Source organism: Amphritea sp. 1_MG-2023 (assembly GCF_030547545.1).
GTDB lineage: Bacteria > Pseudomonadota > Gammaproteobacteria > Pseudomonadales > Balneatricaceae > Amphritea.
The window spans coordinates 295,900-313,292 of sequence record NZ_JAUOQE010000001.1; the positions used below are offsets into that span (position 1 = coordinate 295,900).

Below are 17,393 nucleotides of genomic sequence, written 5' to 3' on the forward strand. Positions count from 1 at the left end.
CTTATTGAACTAACCAAGCGTTAAAGCGTTGACGCAGTTCGTCACCGTTATCAGCCCAGAACTCAGCATCTTTCTTGATCGGTGTTTTGAAGTTAACCGGCGTTGTTGGCATATGTGGAGCCATTTCTACGCCTGTTTCTGCGTGAGTGGATACCAGTGGTGCCGATGATTGACGTGCAGGACCGTAAGAGATGTATTTAGTCTGATCGGCCAAACGTTGTGTATCGGTGGCAAAGCGCAGGTAATCCATGGCGGCTTTCTTATTCGGAGCACCTTTAGGCACAATATAGCCATCTAACTCGTACATTTGACCGTCCCAAATAATGGTGAACGGTTGTTTTTCAACAACTTGAGCGTTAAAGATACGACCGTTATAAGCTGACGCGATGGCTACTTCACCGTCGGCTAACAGTTGTGGTGGTTGAGCACCGGCATCCCACCAGATAACGGAATCTTTAATGGTGTCCAGTTTAGCGAATGCACGCTCGACGCCTTCAGGGGTGCTTAGAACATCATAGACTTCGTCATAAGGAACGCCATCGGCAGCGAGTGCCCACTCGAGGTTGGCATCAGGCTTTTTCTCTAGTGCACGTTTGCCGGGAAACTTTTCGATGTTGAAGACATCGGCAATGGTTTTCGGTTTTTCACCGGGGAAAGCGGTATCGTTGTAAGAAAACAGAGTGGCATAAACGATCGTTGGTACGTAACAGCCCGACAGAGAGCCTTCGACGAAGTCTTCCATTACCGGTGTGCCATCCGCACCCGGATTAAGATCTTTTTCGTAATCCAATTCTTGAGCAATACCTTCATCACAAGCCAGGATTGCATCCCCTTCCAGAATATCGACTATATCCCAAGTGACGTTACCCGCTTCCGCCTGAGCACGCAAACCTGCCAGGCCGTTACCTGACTTGTCTTCATCGATAATCTCGATGCCGGTTTTGGCGGTGAACGGATCACTATAAGCCATCCGTTGGGATTTCGTGTACGCTCCACCCCATGATACAACCGTCAGAGATTCTGCGGCCGTTGCAGAACCCACGCAGACAGCAGCACTCAGTGCTAGGACAGATGATAGTTTGGAAAATTTCTTCATTGGATATTTCCTCTTTGGGCTTATTGATATCTTCTTCGTGAAGACACTATTTATTGGCTTATCATAGACATGATGAAGCCTTTATTATTTTCAATAGATATTAAATTTTGAGCGGGCTTAGATTGCATCTAACGCTCGGCAATCCTTGGATGACCAGCCAATCGGCGCAGTACCACCCACTTGTAAGCCTTTGTTATCCGTTGCGTTCGGTACTTTAACGATGAATTCATCATGACCACAGACATTCATACGCACACGTTTATGGTCACCTAGGTAGATAACTTCTTCTACCTTGCCGGTAAATACGTTATCGCACTGACCCTCAACAGGATCAAGAAAGACGCGTTCAGGACGAAGAGACAGGGTGCTTTCCTTGCCAATAGCATCGGTATTGATATCCAGCGCCGTGACTTGTTCACCGGTAGGCAGGCGCACGGTACAGATGCCGTCTTGTGTCGATTGCAGCGTACCGGTTAACTTATTGTTTTCACCGATAAACTGAGCAACAAATGAGTTGGTGGGTTTTTCGTAGAGTTCGGTCGGCGGTGCTAATTGTTGAATGATGCCATCATTAAAGACGGCAATCCGATTCGACATGGTTAAGGCTTCAGATTGATCGTGAGTAACATAAACCACCGTCACGCCCAAGCGTTCATGAATATGTTTGATTTCGTACTGCATCTGTTCCCGTAGGTTTTTATCCAGCGCGCCAAGGGGTTCATCCATGAGGATCAAATCAGGTTCAAAAACCAATGCCCGAGCGACCGCGACTCGCTGTTGCTGTCCGCCGGATAGTTGCGCCGGACGTCGATCGCCGAAGCTACCTAGTTCGACCATATCTAGGGCTTTTTTAACGCGATCTTCGATATCTGATTTGCCCATGTTGCGTACTTTGAGGGGAAAGGCGAGGTTTTCTGCAACGGTCATATGAGGAAATAAAGCATAGTTTTGGAAAACCATACCGATACCGCGTTTGTGGGGGGCTACGTTGTTGATTGAACGGCCGTCGAGGTAGATGTTGCCATGGGTTGCTGTTTCAAAACCTGCCAACATCATCAATGATGTTGTTTTTCCTGAGCCTGATGGCCCAAGCATCGTTAAGAACTCACCGCGAGGGACATCAATATTCAGGTCTTTAACGACGAGAACCTTGCCGTCGTAGCTTTTCTGAACTCCTTCAAACCTTACGAAAGCCTCACTGGAAGCTGAATTTTCCATTGCTAATTATGCCTCGCTACAATTTATTTTTTTGTGGTCGCAAATTTAAAATCTGTAGTCAGATACTGTTTCGTGTCTGTTATTACCCTACGATAATACGAAGTGTAAGTGCAAACATTACCTTACAAAACATGTCATTAAGTGCTTTCTAGTCGTTTTCTTGTAAAAAAATTACCAATTTCACTATGTTTTTTGCCTGTTTACGACATTTCTCTATTTCGGGGTTGCGGCAAACTCGTTGATGCTATCAAAGCCGCTTCGCTTTAATTCGGTGCGTGTCATGTTACGCAGAACGGTGCGGTGGTGTTTGACGCTTCATCTGTGCCTGTCGTTGCCCCATTCTGGATGATGCAACGCGTTGTGATATTGACACTCAACATGACTCACGTCAGCTATGTTTTTAGGTTGAGTTGGCGGTGGTTGAACGGGTTGATCTGCAGCTCAATGTGAGCTTGGGCAATAAACTAGCTTGATCGCTCTTGCCTATGCCGCCAAGCTGAGGGTGGATGACAAGCGCCGGTTTCACTGAGTGAGAAGACTGATTCGAAGCCTATGGGACGTTTGATATTCAACTTCATGGGTACTCAAGGTGTTGAGATACTTGAGATTATAGTGGGCTAGACTTAAGTTTTTATAAATCGGTATGGTTCCTGCAGTAGTCTGAGTATGAAGACCGTATTTTGCTTAAATAAGCGTTGTTTGCCCTATCTTGGTGCGCTTTTGAGGCGCTTAGATATGCCTGCACTGTTCGTGATTAAGGGAGAGATGAGATGAGAGCGAAGATTCTGGTTTTTACCGATCTCGATGGCTCACTACTCGATCATTACACCTATCGCTTTGATCAAGCGAAGCCATTATTGGCGTTATTAAAACAGACTCACGTGCCGGTTATTCCGGTGACGAGTAAAACGCGCGCCGAATTATCGGTGCTACGTGGGGAATTAGATAGCGATGAGCCGTTTATCGTTGAAAATGGTGCGGCGGTGTTTATGCCTGCTGAATACTTTGATGTTCCGCCCAGCGAGTGTATCGAAGTCGATGGCTTTTATTGCGCCCAATTTTCTAAACCGCGTGACTATTGGCTCGACTTGTTGGCCCAGCAAAGCGATGAATTTGAGGGCGAATTTGAAACCTTCACAGCGTTAGGGGTAGACGGCATCTGTGCGTCTACGGGGTTATCAGCAGAGGCCGCTCGATTGGCGAATACGCGTGAATTTAGCGAGCCGGTTAAGTGGCGAGGTTCTGAACAGCGTAAATCTCTCTTTGTCGCACGACTCAGAGCGGCGGGCGCGACGGTACTTCAAGGAGGGCGATTTCTACATGTGACGGGCGCTTGTAATAAAGGTAAGGCGTTGCAATGGCTCTATCAACAATATCAAAGCGTCACATCATCGTTGATGGAAGAGCGTCGGTGTTTGACGATTGCCGTGGGTGATGGGGAGAACGATGTGGATATGTTACAGGTGGCTAACTGTGCGGTGATCATTCGTTCACCGGTACATGAGCCGCCAGTGATCGAACATAATAATATCTATCGCACTCAGCAAACCGGCCCTGAGGGGTGGGTTGAGGGCGTCAGTTGGTTTTTAGGCGCCTCTGAACGGCCGATAGAGATGAATTTAATTGAATACCTTCGGAAGAAGCTAAGGAGTCATGTTAATGGGTGATTTTTATCAGAATGGCATTATTACGACGTTGCATCATCTGGCGGACCGACCGATTGAAGAGGTAGAAGCTGAACTTGTACGTTTCGGTCGTAAACGACCTCTGGCATTGATTCTACCCTCATTGTTTTCTGAGCTTGAAGGGCCGGCGCTGAGTCATATTATCGATGAGATTAGTCAGGTGCCTTACCTGTCAGAGGTGGTTATCGGGTTGGATCGAGCTGATGCAGATCAGTTTCGTTTTGCGCGTCAGTTTTTCAGTAAATTACCTCAACATCATCGTATTCTCTGGAATGATGGCCCACGGTTACGGGCGTTGGATGCCGAGCTACAAGCGTTGAAACTGGCACCTAAAGAAGCTGGCAAGGGGCGTAACGTCTGGTATTGCATGGGTTATATTTTGGCGACTGGGCGGGCGGAGTCGGTGGCATTACATGATTGTGATGTCACTACTTACAATCGAGAGATGTTAGCTCGCTTGATTTATCCGGTGGCGAATCCTCAGTTTAACTATGAGTTTTGTAAAGGCTTCTATGCTCGGGTGTCTGATGGCAAGATTAATGGCCGTGTCAGTCGCTTACTGGTGACACCGCTATTACGCGCGCTGAAGAAAGTCTTCGGTGAAATTGAATACCTGCAATTTCTCGATAGTTTTCGTTATCCGTTAGCGGGTGAGTTTTCTTTTCGTCGAGACGTGTTGACGGATATTCGCATTCCCAGTGATTGGGGGCTAGAGATCGGCGTGCTATCAGAGATGCATCGTAACTATGCCAATAATCGACTCTGTCAGGTGGATATTGCCGATCAGTACGATCATAAACATCAGGATCTGTCGCTGGATGATATGCAGGCGGGCTTATCGAAGATGTCGATCGATATTACTAAGTCATTATTCCGTAAGCTGGCGACTCAGGGGCATACCTTCAACACCGAAACGTTCCGTTCAGTGAAAGCGACCTATTATCGTATCGCCCTAGATTTCGTTGAAACCTATCACAATGATGCCATGATGAATGGTCTGCAGTTGGATATTCATGCTGAAGAGATGGCGGTAGAGATGTTCTCACGTAATATTATTACCGCGGGCGAGCAATTTTTGTGCAACCCCATGGAAACGCCTTTTATTCCGAGTTGGAGTCGAGTGTCCAGTGCGATGCCAGATGTGTTTGATCGTTTGATTGAAGCGGTTGAGTTAGATCATCAAGAGTTTATGGCGGAATAACATGGATAGTGTGTTTAATAGTGCCAGTGCTCAGTTAGCCAGTCAGATCGAAAATCATCTGCAAAATATCTATTGTTCCTTTGAGCAAGAGGAAATAACTCAACTGTTATCCGATCTGATTTCGATTATGCGACTAGGCAGCGTTGAGCAGCTACCGACGCCGTATCAAAATCACTGGAGTCAGCAAGATATCATCATGATTACTTACGGTGATAGCTTGCAGCGTGCGGATGAGCGGGCGATGAGCACCTTGCATCACTTTCTTAATGAGCAGTGCGATGGCGTGATTAGCGGCGTTCATGTGCTGCCGTTTTTTCCATACAGTTCCGATGATGGCTTTGCTGTAAGCGATTACTATCAGGTACGCGATAGCGTGGGTGAGTGGCAAGATATTCAGCGGTTATCGGCGGAATACCGATTCATGTCTGATCTGGTGATCAATCATGGATCGAGTCAAAGTACGTGGTTTAACAACTTCGTTAAAGGGGAAGGCGTCGGCCATGATTACTATTTCACGGCCAGCCTCGATGATGATCTTTCGCAGGTTGTTCGGCCGCGTACCAGTCCGCTGTTGCGTGAGGTTGAAACGGCTGATGGAGTGAAGTACGTCTGGTGTACCTTTAGCCATGATCAGGTCGATTTTGATTTTCGTAACACCGCGGTATTAAAAGAGTTTGTGCAAATCATTCGTTTCTATCTCGATCAGGGAGTGAATATTTTTCGCTTAGATGCGATTGCTTTTCTATGGAAAGAAGCAGGGAGCCGATGTCTTAATCTCGATCAGACTCACGAAGTGGTTCGCCTGTTGCGAACCCTGATTGAATACGCGTGTCCGACGGCGATGATAATCACCGAGACCAATATTCCTAGTCGCGAGAACCTTTCCTATTTTGGTAATGCCAATGAAGCGCATTGTGTGTATAACTTTTCGCTACCTCCGCTGTTGTTACATGCCTTAATAACCGGACAGAACTTCTACCTTAAACAGTGGATGATGAGTATGCCTCCGGCACAGGATGGTACCTCGTTCTTTAATTTCATCGCCTCGCATGATGGTATTGGCTTACGACCGGTGGAGGGAATTCTACCCGATAGTGAAGTTGATCTGATGATCGAAGCGATGCAAAATCTGGGAGGACATGTCTCCTGGCGAACTCTCGATGATGGTGGTAAAAAACCTTACGAAATTAATATTGCCTTGTTTGAGGCATTGCAGGGCACGCTTGAGGGTAAAGATGGCTGGGGAGAGGCACGCTTTATTTGTGCTCACAGTATCATGTTGGCCTTGGAAGGTATTCCGGGCATCTACCTGCACAGTTTACTCGGTACTTTGAACGATCATGAACGAGTGAAAAGGACCGGTCACAGTCGTTCTATTAATCGTCATCAGTGGGATTATCCTGAGCTAGAAGCGTTATTAGCCGATGAAACCAGTCATCACTCGCGTGTATTTAGTGCGCTAAAACATTTAATTGCTATTCGTCGTCAGCAGCAAGCGTTTCATCCTAATGCGACTCAGTTCACGTTGCACTTAGGAGAGCAAATATTTGGTTTTTGGCGTCAGAGTATCGATCGGACTCAGAATATATTTTGCTTAAATAATATCAGCGCTGCACCGGCTAGCTTATCGTTATCGGATCTTAATCTAATTAGTACGCAGGATTGGTCGGATCTACTTAGCGGTCAGCATTATACCGATCTCTTGGCGACACTCGAGTTAGCGCCGTATCAGAGCGTGTGGTTAGCAAACCGGTAATGCAGAGCTGATGACGCCGACGGTTGATGCTGAAGGGGTCGTCAGCGCATTGCGCAGTGATGTCTAACTGAAGGCGTTGTTGAGGATGAGATGAGGAAGCCTGACTCAGGCTTCCTCATTGACGCTTACTTTTTGCTATATTTGCGGCTACCTTTGCCGCGGCCTTTGCGTGCTTTCGGTTTAGTCGATGCTTGTGCATCATCCTTGTAGGCCAGTTCAAATTCGATCTTACGCTGATCCATATCGACCCGTACCACACGGATATCGATTTTATCGCCAATAGCAAAGCTAGCCCGAGTACGTTCGCCGACAAGTCGCTGTTGAGCCGCATCGAACTGATAGTAATCGTTGTTCAGGGCCGTGACATGTACCAGACCTTCAACTTGCGTATCATCGAGTTCAATAAAGAGACCGAAATTGGTCACGCTACTGATCACGCCGCTAAACACATCACCCACATGATCTTGCATATATTCACATTTCAACCAAGCTTCAACATCCCAGCCTGCTTTATCGGCACGTCGCGATACCAGTGAACAATGCTCGGCTAAGTTTTTCATCGCAGAGAGATCATAAGGGTAGCTTTTCGCTTGATCCAGCGGCGTCGCACTTTTGACGCGATGGACTGAATCAGCGTTGCTGCCGGTGATTTTTTGCAGTGTCCGACGGAGCACACTGCCGCCTTGACTACGGCGAATCACCGAGCGAATCGCGCGATGCACCAGCAAATCAGGGTAACGACGAATCGGCGAGGTAAAGTGAGCATAAGCCGGATAAGCCAGCCCGAAATGACCTTGATTATCCGAGCTATACTCCGCTTGACTCAGTGAGCGTAGCATCATAGTACGAATAATCTGCGCGTCAGGGCGATCGCCGAGACTTTTCAGTAGCCGATCATAGTGCGCCGGTGTTGGTTTTTCGCCACCGGCTAGGTTTAGGCCTCTTTCACTGAGGAAGGCGCGTAAATTGGTCAGTTTCTTCTCGACGGGGCCTTCATGAATACGGTAGAGGGCGGGTAATTTTACTTTTTCAAGGAACTGCGCGGTGGCCACGTTGGCACAGAGCATAAATTCTTCGATCATCTTGTGCGCATCGTTACGCTCGACTGGGACAATCCTATCGATTTTACGGTCTTCGGTAAATTTGAACTGCACTTCCTGCTTTTCAAAGTCGATTGAGCCGCGCTTAGTTCGCGCTTTTCTCAGTACCGCATAGAGCTGATGCAAGGCGTGCAGGTGCGGCACTACCTCCGCATGCTGTTGAGCGACCTGTTTTCCGAGGTGAGTTTCCGCCGCCGATACCAACGCGCCGACCTGAGTGTAGGTCAGGCGGGCATGGGAATGAATAATCCCTTCCGAAAAGGTATAGCTCGTCATCTTACCGGCGTTATTGATCGACATTTCGCACACCATCACCAGTCGATCGACATGAGGGTTCAGTGAGCACAAGCCGTTTGATAGCGCTTCAGGTAGCATGGGAACAACGTGACCGGGGAAGTAAACCGAGGTGCCTCGCTCGGCAGCTTCAATATCCAGCGGGCTGCCCGGTACCACATAATGTGAAACATCGGCAATGGCGACAAACAAACGCCAGCCACCGGATTTACGTTTTTCACAGTAGACTGCATCATCAAAATCGCGCGCATCTTCACCATCGATGGTAACGAAGGGAAGCGAGCGTAGATCGGCGCGGTGTTGCTTGTCTGCTGCATTGACTTCATCACCCAAGGCTTCGGCTGCGTTAAGTGCATCTTGAGGCCACTTATGCGGGATATCGTGGTTGCGAATGGCAACATCAATTTCCATGCCTGGGGCCATCGAGTCGCCCAATAGTTCGACCACCTTGCCCTCAGCATTGAAACGATTACAGGGGTATTCAGTGATTTCAACCGTGACATATTGACCTGCCTCAGCACCGTTTAGCTGATCATCGGGAATATCGATCTCGTTACGCATACGGCTATTTTCAGGCTGTAAGAAGTATTCGCCATCATCGACACGTAAACGACCAACGACTTGCGTCATATTTTGCTCGAGTACTTTTATAATTTGGGCTTCCTGACGACCACGTCGATCGACACCGCTGATGCGGGCCTGTACTCGGTCACCGGGAAAGGCTTTGAGCATCTGTTTTTCATGCAGATATAGATCGTCTCCGGGGCCATCGAGTGAGAGGAAGCCAAAACCATCGGCATGACCGATGACGGTGCCTTCAATCAGGTCATCTTGTGTCAGTAAGCTATAGCCTTTGCGCGGATCAAAATTCAATTGTCCATCACGTTCCATCGCCCGCAAGCGACGGCGCAAGGCTTCTTTTTCTTCATCTTCAAATAGCTTAAGGGTTTTGCCTAGCTGTTCTCGGTTTAGGTATTTTCCCGGTTCATCAAACAACGCCATGATGTATTCCCGACTCGGAATTGGGTTGCTATATTTTTCAAAATCTTCGGCGTTGATGGCAGTTTTAATAGTATTACTCATTCTTTTCTCAAATAAACCAGCGCTTGATGGTCCCGAATCGCCTCGTACTTACTCAGCTATGATCGGCAACCTAGCGTTGGTATCACTCACTTTGGTTGAGTGAATTAAATTGGCTTGGTGTTCAGAACGGCTCTGTATAGCCGAATAGTTAGCGCTGGGTTGCAACCTAAGTGTTACAACTGTCGCCTGAAAACCAAAAAAAATCATCCACAGGCTCGCTAGAGTCTATCTCTAATAGATGACAAGCTATGTATTACAATGTTGTGCATTCAGCATGGCTTTATAAAGGCTTAATTTTATCTGCGGACCTGTCAGTCCGCTAGCTGGATAACACATCAGTGGCACTCACAGGCGTGGTCGCCTTGTTTCTTGAGTGAATACCACATCGGACGTCTCTGCCCTAATGCTTCAAATGACAGTATTCAAGGTTGACTCAGCGCAGTGGTAGCAGCGCTGCAGATACTTAAATGCAGGACAGGTATGCCTAGGTAGCGAAAAAATAAGACTTGAATTTAAAACAGAGGGACGAGAATACTTAAGTAAAATAACGATAGTAATACAACGACAGCAAATGGTTAAAAAATAGACTTTTTTTAAGCTAAAGCCACTATATAGTGTTGCTGCTCGTTGTCAATGCTTGTGGTTAATAAGAACGAAGATGTGCTTAGTGATAATGACTATCAGGGTGATGATAATTAATCAATTTTTATCTGCTAGAGCACTGCTCGAGGAGAAATATCACGGATAGTTTTGATTCTGAGTAATCTTCTCGTATTTCTGCTAGTTAACCCAGTCAAACCCATTTACTATGTGGGGGTTTTGTAAAGGGGTACACGCAGTGATATCACTGCTGAGGTTTTACGAGAGGTCTTACGAAATAGATTATGAGAGTTTACCTGTTCATTTGCAGCATTGTTATCGCGTTTGCGGCATTGATTTTTTTTATTTTCTCGGCGGACGAGCCGCAAGCGGTGAGTGCTCAGATTAAGGCTCGGGTTGATGGCAATAAGCCTGAAGCGATTGTGCTGCGCTTTGGTCATAACACCCCGCAAGACAGTGCGTTACATGAAGCGGCGATGCGGTTTGCGCACATCGTGAATGATAAGACAGAAGGCCATGTTGTTATTGACGTCTATCCGGCGCAGCAGCTTGGCAATGATCATCAAATGGTTGAGATGGCACGTCAAGGTGAGTTGGATATTATTCTGACACCGACAGCCAAGATGAGTGTGGCGGTGCCATCGATGCAGTATGCGGACCTGCCTTTTCTATTTCCTTCAAGAGCCGATGCTTATGCGATGTTAGACGGTGAGCCGGGGGCGATGCTACTCAGGGATTTGAATTCGATCGGTCTGTATGGCATGGCATTTTGGGAAAATGGTTTTAAGCACTTCACCGGCAATCGGGCTTTTCTGTCGCCAGAAGATTTTCGCGATACAAAGATTCGCGTGATGAAAAGCCGAATGATCATGGAGCAGTTCAAAGCGTTTGCCGCAGAGCCCATCCCTATCGATTTTCATAAGACAAAACAAGCGCTGGCTGATGGTGTGATCGATGGTCAAGAAAATCCATTGATCGCCATTTACAGTATGGGGCTGCACGAGGTTCAAAGTGATCTGGTATTGAGTAATCATGCATTTCTTGGTTATGTGCTGTCTGTCAGCCGGATGACGATGAATAAGCTGCCTTTCGAGGTGCAAAGAGTACTGCTCGAAACGGCCCGTGAAGTGACGCCTTGGGAGCGCATGGCAACTCACAGCCGAGAAACAGAGCTACTCGAACGTATCAAGGCGTCAGGGGTACAGGTTCATACTCTTAGCTCAGAACAACGCGCGGCGTTTGCCGCCAAAACGACCAAATTGATCTCTCAGTTTGAAGGGGTTATTGGCGCTGAGATTATCTCCAAAACGGAGTCATTGCTGTTCGATAAGTATGGCCCCGACGCCAATGCTAACGATCACTATGTTATCGGCCTGAATGTTAACTTAGCGGCAGGGGCGTGTTCCGGCTTGGCCATTAAGCGGGGGGTGCAACTGGCCGTCAAGGATATCAATCAGCGCGGAGGGCTGTTGGCTAAGCCGCTACATGTACTGGTGAGAAGCCATAATACGGTATCCCGCCTCAGTAACGAGAATATGAACTATTTTATGCAGCGCCCCGATGTTGTGGCTATTGTCGGTGGAAAGCATTCAGTGATTGTCGATAAGGATTTGCCGCTAATTGGGCCGTCGCATATGCCCTATTTGATTCCCTGGGCTACGGCAGAAAAGCTCACTAACAATGCGTTGCTTAATGACAATGTCTTCAGGCTGTCGGCGAATGATAAATCCGCGTCTGAGTTTATTGCGGCGCATGCGATCAAAAAATATAAAAAGCCCGCATTGTTGGTTGAAAATACCCAATGGGGTCGTGATAATTTGAACAATATGCGGGCCTACCTAGCCTCCAAAGAGGTTTTACCCGCGACAGAGATTGTGTTCAATAGAGGGCAGTCTAGCTATCGAGAAGCACTGGAGACAATATTTAAATCTGGGGCAGATAGTCTCATCCTAGTGGCGAATGCCAATGAGGGTCAGGTCATCATTTCCGAACTGCTCAAACGTCGCCACGATTTTCCGATCCTCTCGCATTGGGGAATTCTGGGAGGGCTTGAAAAAAGCGCCCGTAAAACATTTGCCGACGCTAACCTAAGCATTTTTCAGACCTTTAGCTTTGCTCAGTCACATCGATCACAATCGGAGGCATTACGGCGGGCGTATATCGATGCGTTTGGCTTGGCGCCCATCGAGTCGGTTTGTTCGCCACATGCGGTTGCCCAAGCCTATGATGTCGTTCAGTTATTAGCCTTAGCGATTGAACAGTCCGGAAGCACTGATGGCGTTGTGATTATCAAGGCGCTGGAGCAATTACCGTCCTATGAGGGGGTTGTGAAGCGTTATATGCCTGCATTCAGTGAAACCAACCATGATGCGCTGACCACAGCAGACTTTTTTATGGCGCGTTTTAATGATGATGGTCAAATTATTCCGCTACGTTGAAGTTGTTGCTGAGGAGCGTCAAAGTTTTGTTTAAATTTAGAAGTATTAAACAGAAAGTGATTTTTTTGGTCACCAGCCAATTGGTGTTAGTACTGGTGACATTGTTGATTGTTTCACTGTTTTTAGTGAACAAGCAGCTAGGTACGCAGACCGAGAGATTGTTTGTCAGTCATGCTTCGGCATTGAATCTTTCAATAGAGCAGCGACTGAGTTATTTAGTTGAAAATAGTGAATTACTCGCAACCAATGAATTGATGGTTAATGCGCTCATTGATAGCGAGGGGCGAGAAGCGTATTTGGCTCCGCTGCTGTCTAATTTCATGAAGGGGAAAGACGTACTGTACCTGAATGTTGTCGATTTTAATGGCTACCCCATGTTCCATTCAGGTGATCGTGTGCTGCAGTACAACCGTTCGGAGCATTTGAGGGTTGCCTTAGCATTGAATCAAACGTCGGTGTTTATTGATGATAATCAGGTGCTAACCGTTATTACGCCAATAGAGTATTACTCAACCACTCAAGGTGCCTTGATCATTGGTTTCGACTTGGACGCCATTCTTTCCAAGAATATGATCTCTGATACGCAAAACTATATTCGGCTGCTGAAAGATAATGTGGTCATTTTCTCTGATAATTACCATGAGGAAATACGTTATCGTTCATATCTTCACGAGGTGGGTAGTGAGCTGCCTTATTTCTCCCAATTGGGTATTGTGCTTGAAGTAGGCTTACCTGAAGTTATCTATAACGCGCCTGTCAGGGAAGCCATGAGCGTGCTGCTGACGGTGGGTGTGTTGCTGTTATTTGTAAGTTTGCTGATTTCGAGGTGGACAGGGATTCGAATAACACGACCGATTTTAGAGCTTTCCTCACGGGTGAAACAAGCGCATGAGGGACAGGATGTTCGCTGTAGTCCGCTGGGAAGTGGTGATGAGGTCGAAGGCTTGGCAGAAGCGTTTGATAAACGCACATTGTTGCTTGAACATCAGGCCGAGCATGATTCTTTGACGGAGCTGCCCAATCGTGTGCTGTTTATTGATCGTGTTCAAAGTGCGATTAAGTTATGTCGCCGCCATGAGGGCATGTTTGCGGTACTGTTTATTGATTTGGACCGCTTTAAGGAGGTTAACGACTCCTATGGGCATACCGTAGGTGATCAATTAATTCAGATTGTGGCTGAAAAAATAGAGGGCGGGATTCGCGAAGGTGATTCGGTTGCTCGAATGGGCGGCGATGAGTTTACCGTCTTGGTTAACGATGTCGCGCATGAAACCGATGTTTTTCGGGTGACTGAAAAAATACTGGCGTTGTTTGAATCCCCAATATCCTTTGATCGGTATACCTTTTATCTGACCTGTAGTATCGGCGTCTCGGTCTACCCAGTAGATGGCGATGATGTCGATACGTTGTTAAAAAATGCGGATGCAGCGATGTATAAAGCTAAGGCCGATGGGCGCAATGCTTATCGACTTTATAAGCCGGAGCTGACCGACATCATTATCGAGCGCATCAAGCTAGAACAGCAGCTTCGGCAAGCGATCAATGGGCATCAGTTTGTGGTTTATTTTCAGCCACAATATCAGCTTGCTACGGCGCGCATGATCGGTATGGAGGCATTGATTCGCTGGCAGCATCCCGATCACGGTTTGTTATTTCCAGATAGTTTTATACCGCTGGCGGAAGAAACAGGCATGATCATTGATGTCGATCGGCTGATGATGCGGTTAGCGATGAGCGAGTTTCGAGCTTGGATCGTTGCGGGTTTGGCGCCGGGGATTTTGTCGATGAATCTGTCCATGATTCAATTAGATCAAGGGGATTTTATTGAGTTTGTAAAAGCCTGTCTGTCTGAATATGAGCTTGATGCGGCAACGGTTATGTTTGAGGTGACGGAAACGCAAGCCATGCTGAAGCCTGAGCAGACGGTGATTGCGCTGAAGCAGTTAAGCTCATTGGGGGTCGGTTTGGCCATCGATGACTTTGGCACAGGCTTTTCATCACTTGCTTATCTGAAAAAGTTTCCCGTTAATAAGATTAAAATTGATCGTTCATTTGTCTCAGATTTACCCGATGATCATGATGATGTAGAGCTGACACGTGCGATTATTTCGCTGTCTAAAAGTTTGAAATTGGATGTGATTGCTGAAGGTGTTGAGACCGAGGCGCATCGTCAGTTTCTGCTAAGCAACGATTGCCATGAGGGGCAGGGTTATCTGTTTAGCAAGCCGGTCGCTGCCGCTCAGGTGCGCTTGTTACTTGAAGGCGCTATGGATACCGCAGTAGGTTGAGTGGCCATTCAAGCCGTGTCTCAGCTTCACAAGGGCTAGGCCGTGATTACTGTTTATATCGGTTTGTTTAGTGCTGCGTCAGTCGAACCTGATTGCGGCCATTCTGCTTGGCTGCATACAGCGCAGTGTCGGCGGCTTTCAGTAATTCGGTGATGCTGTTGTAGTTCTGTTTGTTTAGCACGGCAATGCCGGCACTGATGGTGATGAATTTCAGCGGCGAGTGTTGATGAGGTATGTTGAGCTGAGCAATTGAGCTACAGATATGCTCGGCTAGATGTTTAGCGCTGAGGTTATCCGTATCGGGCAAAATGAGTAAGAACTCTTCACCACCATAGCGTACTGTCATATCTCCAGCGCGTTGAGCCGTTTGACGCAAAGCTTGAGCGATGTCTTTTAGACAGTCATCGCCAGCCTGATGACCATAATAATCGTTATAGCTTTTAAAAAAATCCACATCCAGCATGATGAGCGCTAAGGGTCTTTGATAGCGAATCGCTCTGGCCCATTCATTGTTGAGTGTGGTATTCATGCAACGTCGATTGCTCAGGCCGGTTAGTTGATCCGTATTGGATTCTTGCTTTAACTTCAGTTGAGCCTCTTCGGTAAAGCTTAGCAAGGCAAAAACGCCGCTGATGACGCTGAAAGCAGGCCAGATTATTTGCGAAGATATTACCGTGGCGCTAAAGAAGTCGGTTGAGAAATCGAGTATGAGGGAGCGAGCAAAAACGATTAAGGCCATGCATGCAAAGGCATAAGCAAGAATGATGTCTGACGGGCTTCTCTGTTGTTTGAGATTCAAAAACAAGTAACTCATGATGCCATAGGCTAAAGGAACAAACAGGCCGCTAACATGTAAGGTCGCATAAAACTCATTGAGATAGGTAAAGTAACCTAAGGCGAGGCAGTTGAGCAAAAAAAGGCTCGATATAAGCCGCCACGGTAATGGGTATTCGCAGCGACGATAGCTGAAAACAACCATGCCCCAGATGAAAATAGAAGCGAAAACTGCAGAGACTATTTTTAAAGCCGTATTGATATCAAAGACATATAAAAACCAACTGAGAAAGTTCGCTGAAAAGGCAATGATAAAGAAGTGAATTGATTTTGGCTTGTTAGCAGGGTCTTGAATTCTTGTGCCTGAAAAGGCGAATACTAAGTTTATCAATGCAACAGTCAGGAAGTATGCTTGCTCAGTCGTCATTGCTTTTCTCTTGTGGGCGCTTTTTTATACGGCGTATCGATCAGTGATGCTTGATAAAGCGGTTTGAGTATTTTAAATGCTTGCTGACTGACGATTATGGTAAGCGATAATACTTTTAACGTGATTAGAATATCCCCTGTTGAAGCAGGTATTCATATAAGAATAATTCTTATTTTTAATGAGTCGTGAGCGTACCTAAACTTACCGCAGTGAGTGCGCTCGGATTCAGAGGTGAGGGAGCGAGTTAAGTAGGGGAAAGAAAAATCCGGGGTAGCTGTCTACAGGATAAAACAGTCAATAATGTATACCCCGGTGAATAACGAAATAGTTTCGTTATGGTTCAGCGAAGGGGAGTTGCTGAAAATAGGGAATCAACTTAGGAAGGTGCTGCCATTAGTGCCGTATTCAAAACTCGAAGGGTCATGCTGATTGAGTCGCAGAGGTTGAAGCGAAATAGGGCTGATGCTGTCAATCTTTGAATGTGTTTGTGTTATACGAATTAAACTTAACTTATGGCCTTATCAGAAAGTTGCCATATTCGATACACAGATACGTGCGGCTTTAATTAATTGGTCGGGGCAGCAGGATTCGAACCTACGACCCTCTGGTCCCAAACCAGATGCGCTACCAGGCTGCGCTATGCCCCGACGAAGGGTTGTATCTGGGTAGATACAGTATAACTTAATGTATTTAGTTTCTATGTACTTTAAATATAGTGGTCGGGGCAGCAGGATTCGAACCTACGACCCTCTGGTCCCAAACCAGATGCGCTACCAGGCTGCGCTATGCCCCGACGAAGGGTTGTATCTAGGTAGATACGCTATAACTTAAAACATGTACATAAAACTAAAATGGTCGGGGCAGCAGGATTCGAACCTACGACCCTCTGGTCCCAAACCAGATGCGCTACCAGGCTGCGCTATGCCCCGACGATAAAGAACAATATTTATACACGAAAGTTCAAGCGTGTTTCAGAAACTAACCACTCAAAGTTTTAGGATAACTTGAAGTGGTCGGGGCAGCAGGATTCGAACCTACGACCCTCTGGTCCCAAACCAGATGCGCTACCAGGCTGCGCTATGCCCCGTTCTGAGTGAATGGCTCCTCGAGCTGGACTCGAACCAGCGACCAATAGATTAACAGTCTACTGCTCTACCAACTGAGCTATCGAGGAATGTCATTCAGTACGGTTAAAAGGTTGGCTCCTCGAGCTGGACTCGAACCAGCGACCAATAGATTAACAGTCTACTGCTCTACCAACTGAGCTATCAAGGAACGTCTCAACCGTGGCGGCGTATATTAATGATGAGGGGGGTATGCGTCAAGTGGGAAAGATAAATATTTTACTGTTTTATTAAGTGGTTAAATAACGACCTGACGCTTATCGCTTTCCTTTTTTTAGTCTAGCGAGCGATAATAGCAACGATTATTTT

Annotated in this window: 9 protein-coding genes and 6 tRNA genes; 5 read left to right on the forward strand and 10 right to left on the reverse strand. The window is 46.8% G+C overall.

The window, feature by feature from the left end:
- Position 1: 1 nt before the first annotated feature.
- Both Q4488_RS01265 and Q4488_RS01270 read right to left on the reverse strand, forming a co-directional pair.
- Complete coding sequence (locus Q4488_RS01265; protein ID WP_303578627.1) at positions 2–1,096, reverse strand: ABC transporter substrate-binding protein; 1,095 nt, start codon at positions 1,094–1,096, stop codon at positions 2–4.
- A 117-nt stretch (positions 1,097–1,213) separates the two neighbouring features.
- On the reverse strand, positions 1,214–2,314 hold the full coding sequence (locus Q4488_RS01270; RefSeq protein ID WP_303578629.1) for an ABC transporter ATP-binding protein: 1,101 nt from the start codon (positions 2,312–2,314) through the stop codon (positions 1,214–1,216).
- A gap of 770 nt (positions 2,315–3,084) precedes the next feature.
- Here Q4488_RS01270 and Q4488_RS01275 point away from each other — a divergent pair.
- From Q4488_RS01275 to Q4488_RS01285, 3 genes are read left to right on the forward strand one after another with little or no spacing between them, the layout of a single operon-like run.
- Entirely contained in the window at positions 3,085–3,981 is an 897-nt protein-coding gene (locus Q4488_RS01275) for a mannosyl-3-phosphoglycerate phosphatase (protein ID WP_303578630.1), read from the forward strand.
- A complete protein-coding gene (locus Q4488_RS01280; protein ID WP_303578632.1) occupies positions 3,974–5,200 on the forward strand; it encodes a glycosyl transferase in 1,227 nt (408 codons plus the stop codon). Before Q4488_RS01275 ends, Q4488_RS01280 begins: the two co-directional genes overlap by 8 nt.
- A gap of 1 nt (position 5,201) precedes the next feature.
- Entirely contained in the window at positions 5,202–6,956 is a 1,755-nt protein-coding gene (locus tag Q4488_RS01285; protein ID WP_303578633.1) for a sugar phosphorylase, read from the forward strand.
- 125 nt (positions 6,957–7,081) lie between these two features.
- Here Q4488_RS01285 and rnr read toward each other — a convergent pair whose 3' ends face one another.
- A complete protein-coding gene (rnr, locus tag Q4488_RS01290; RefSeq protein ID WP_303578634.1) occupies positions 7,082–9,433 on the reverse strand; it encodes a ribonuclease R in 2,352 nt (783 codons plus the stop codon).
- Between the two features lie 884 nt (positions 9,434–10,317).
- Between rnr and Q4488_RS01295 the strand changes: the two genes are divergently transcribed.
- On the forward strand, positions 10,318–12,471 hold the full coding sequence (locus Q4488_RS01295; protein ID WP_303578635.1) for a DctP family TRAP transporter solute-binding subunit: 2,154 nt from the start codon (positions 10,318–10,320) through the stop codon (positions 12,469–12,471).
- 26 nt (positions 12,472–12,497) lie between these two features.
- Complete coding sequence (locus Q4488_RS01300) at positions 12,498–14,759, forward strand: EAL domain-containing protein (RefSeq protein ID WP_303578636.1); 2,262 nt, start codon at positions 12,498–12,500, stop codon at positions 14,757–14,759.
- A gap of 67 nt (positions 14,760–14,826) precedes the next feature.
- On the opposite strand, the gene Q4488_RS01305 is transcribed toward Q4488_RS01300, so the two are convergent.
- The 7 genes from Q4488_RS01305 to Q4488_RS01335 form a co-directional block, all read right to left on the reverse strand.
- Positions 14,827–15,960 carry a GGDEF domain-containing protein gene (locus Q4488_RS01305; protein ID WP_303578637.1) on the reverse strand — a complete coding sequence of 378 codons (1,134 nt, stop codon included), beginning with the start codon at positions 15,958–15,960 and terminating at the stop codon, positions 14,827–14,829.
- Positions 15,961–16,530: 570 nt separating this feature from the next.
- Positions 16,531–16,607: transfer RNA gene (locus tag Q4488_RS01310), tRNA-Pro, on the reverse strand.
- A gap of 69 nt (positions 16,608–16,676) precedes the next feature.
- A tRNA-Pro gene (locus Q4488_RS01315) sits at positions 16,677–16,753 on the reverse strand.
- A 59-nt stretch (positions 16,754–16,812) separates the two neighbouring features.
- Positions 16,813–16,889: transfer RNA gene (locus Q4488_RS01320), tRNA-Pro, on the reverse strand.
- An 81-nt stretch (positions 16,890–16,970) separates the two neighbouring features.
- Positions 16,971–17,047: transfer RNA gene (locus Q4488_RS01325), tRNA-Pro, on the reverse strand.
- A gap of 11 nt (positions 17,048–17,058) precedes the next feature.
- Positions 17,059–17,134 (reverse strand) — tRNA-Asn (locus Q4488_RS01330).
- Between the two features lie 25 nt (positions 17,135–17,159).
- Positions 17,160–17,235, reverse strand: a tRNA-Asn gene (locus Q4488_RS01335).
- Between the last annotated feature and the right edge of the window lie 158 nt (positions 17,236–17,393).

Excerpts from the sequence above, each read along its gene's own strand:
- Q4488_RS01265 (WP_303578627.1), bottom strand. The coding sequence starts at position 1,096 with ATGAAGAAATTTTCCAAACTATCATCTGTCCTAGCACTGAGTGCTGCT.
- Q4488_RS01270 (WP_303578629.1), bottom strand. The coding sequence starts at position 2,314 with ATGGAAAATTCAGCTTCCAGTGAGGCTTTCGTAAGGTTTGAAGGAGTT.
- Q4488_RS01275 (WP_303578630.1), top strand. The coding sequence starts at position 3,085 with ATGAGAGCGAAGATTCTGGTTTTTACCGATCTCGATGGCTCACTACTC.
- Q4488_RS01280 (WP_303578632.1), top strand. The coding sequence starts at position 3,974 with ATGGGTGATTTTTATCAGAATGGCATTATTACGACGTTGCATCATCTG.
- Q4488_RS01285 (WP_303578633.1), top strand. The coding sequence starts at position 5,202 with ATGGATAGTGTGTTTAATAGTGCCAGTGCTCAGTTAGCCAGTCAGATC.
- rnr (WP_303578634.1), bottom strand. The coding sequence starts at position 9,433 with ATGAGTAATACTATTAAAACTGCCATCAACGCCGAAGATTTTGAAAAA.
- Q4488_RS01295 (WP_303578635.1), top strand. The coding sequence starts at position 10,318 with ATGAGAGTTTACCTGTTCATTTGCAGCATTGTTATCGCGTTTGCGGCA.
- Q4488_RS01305 (WP_303578637.1), bottom strand. The coding sequence starts at position 15,960 with ATGACGACTGAGCAAGCATACTTCCTGACTGTTGCATTGATAAACTTA.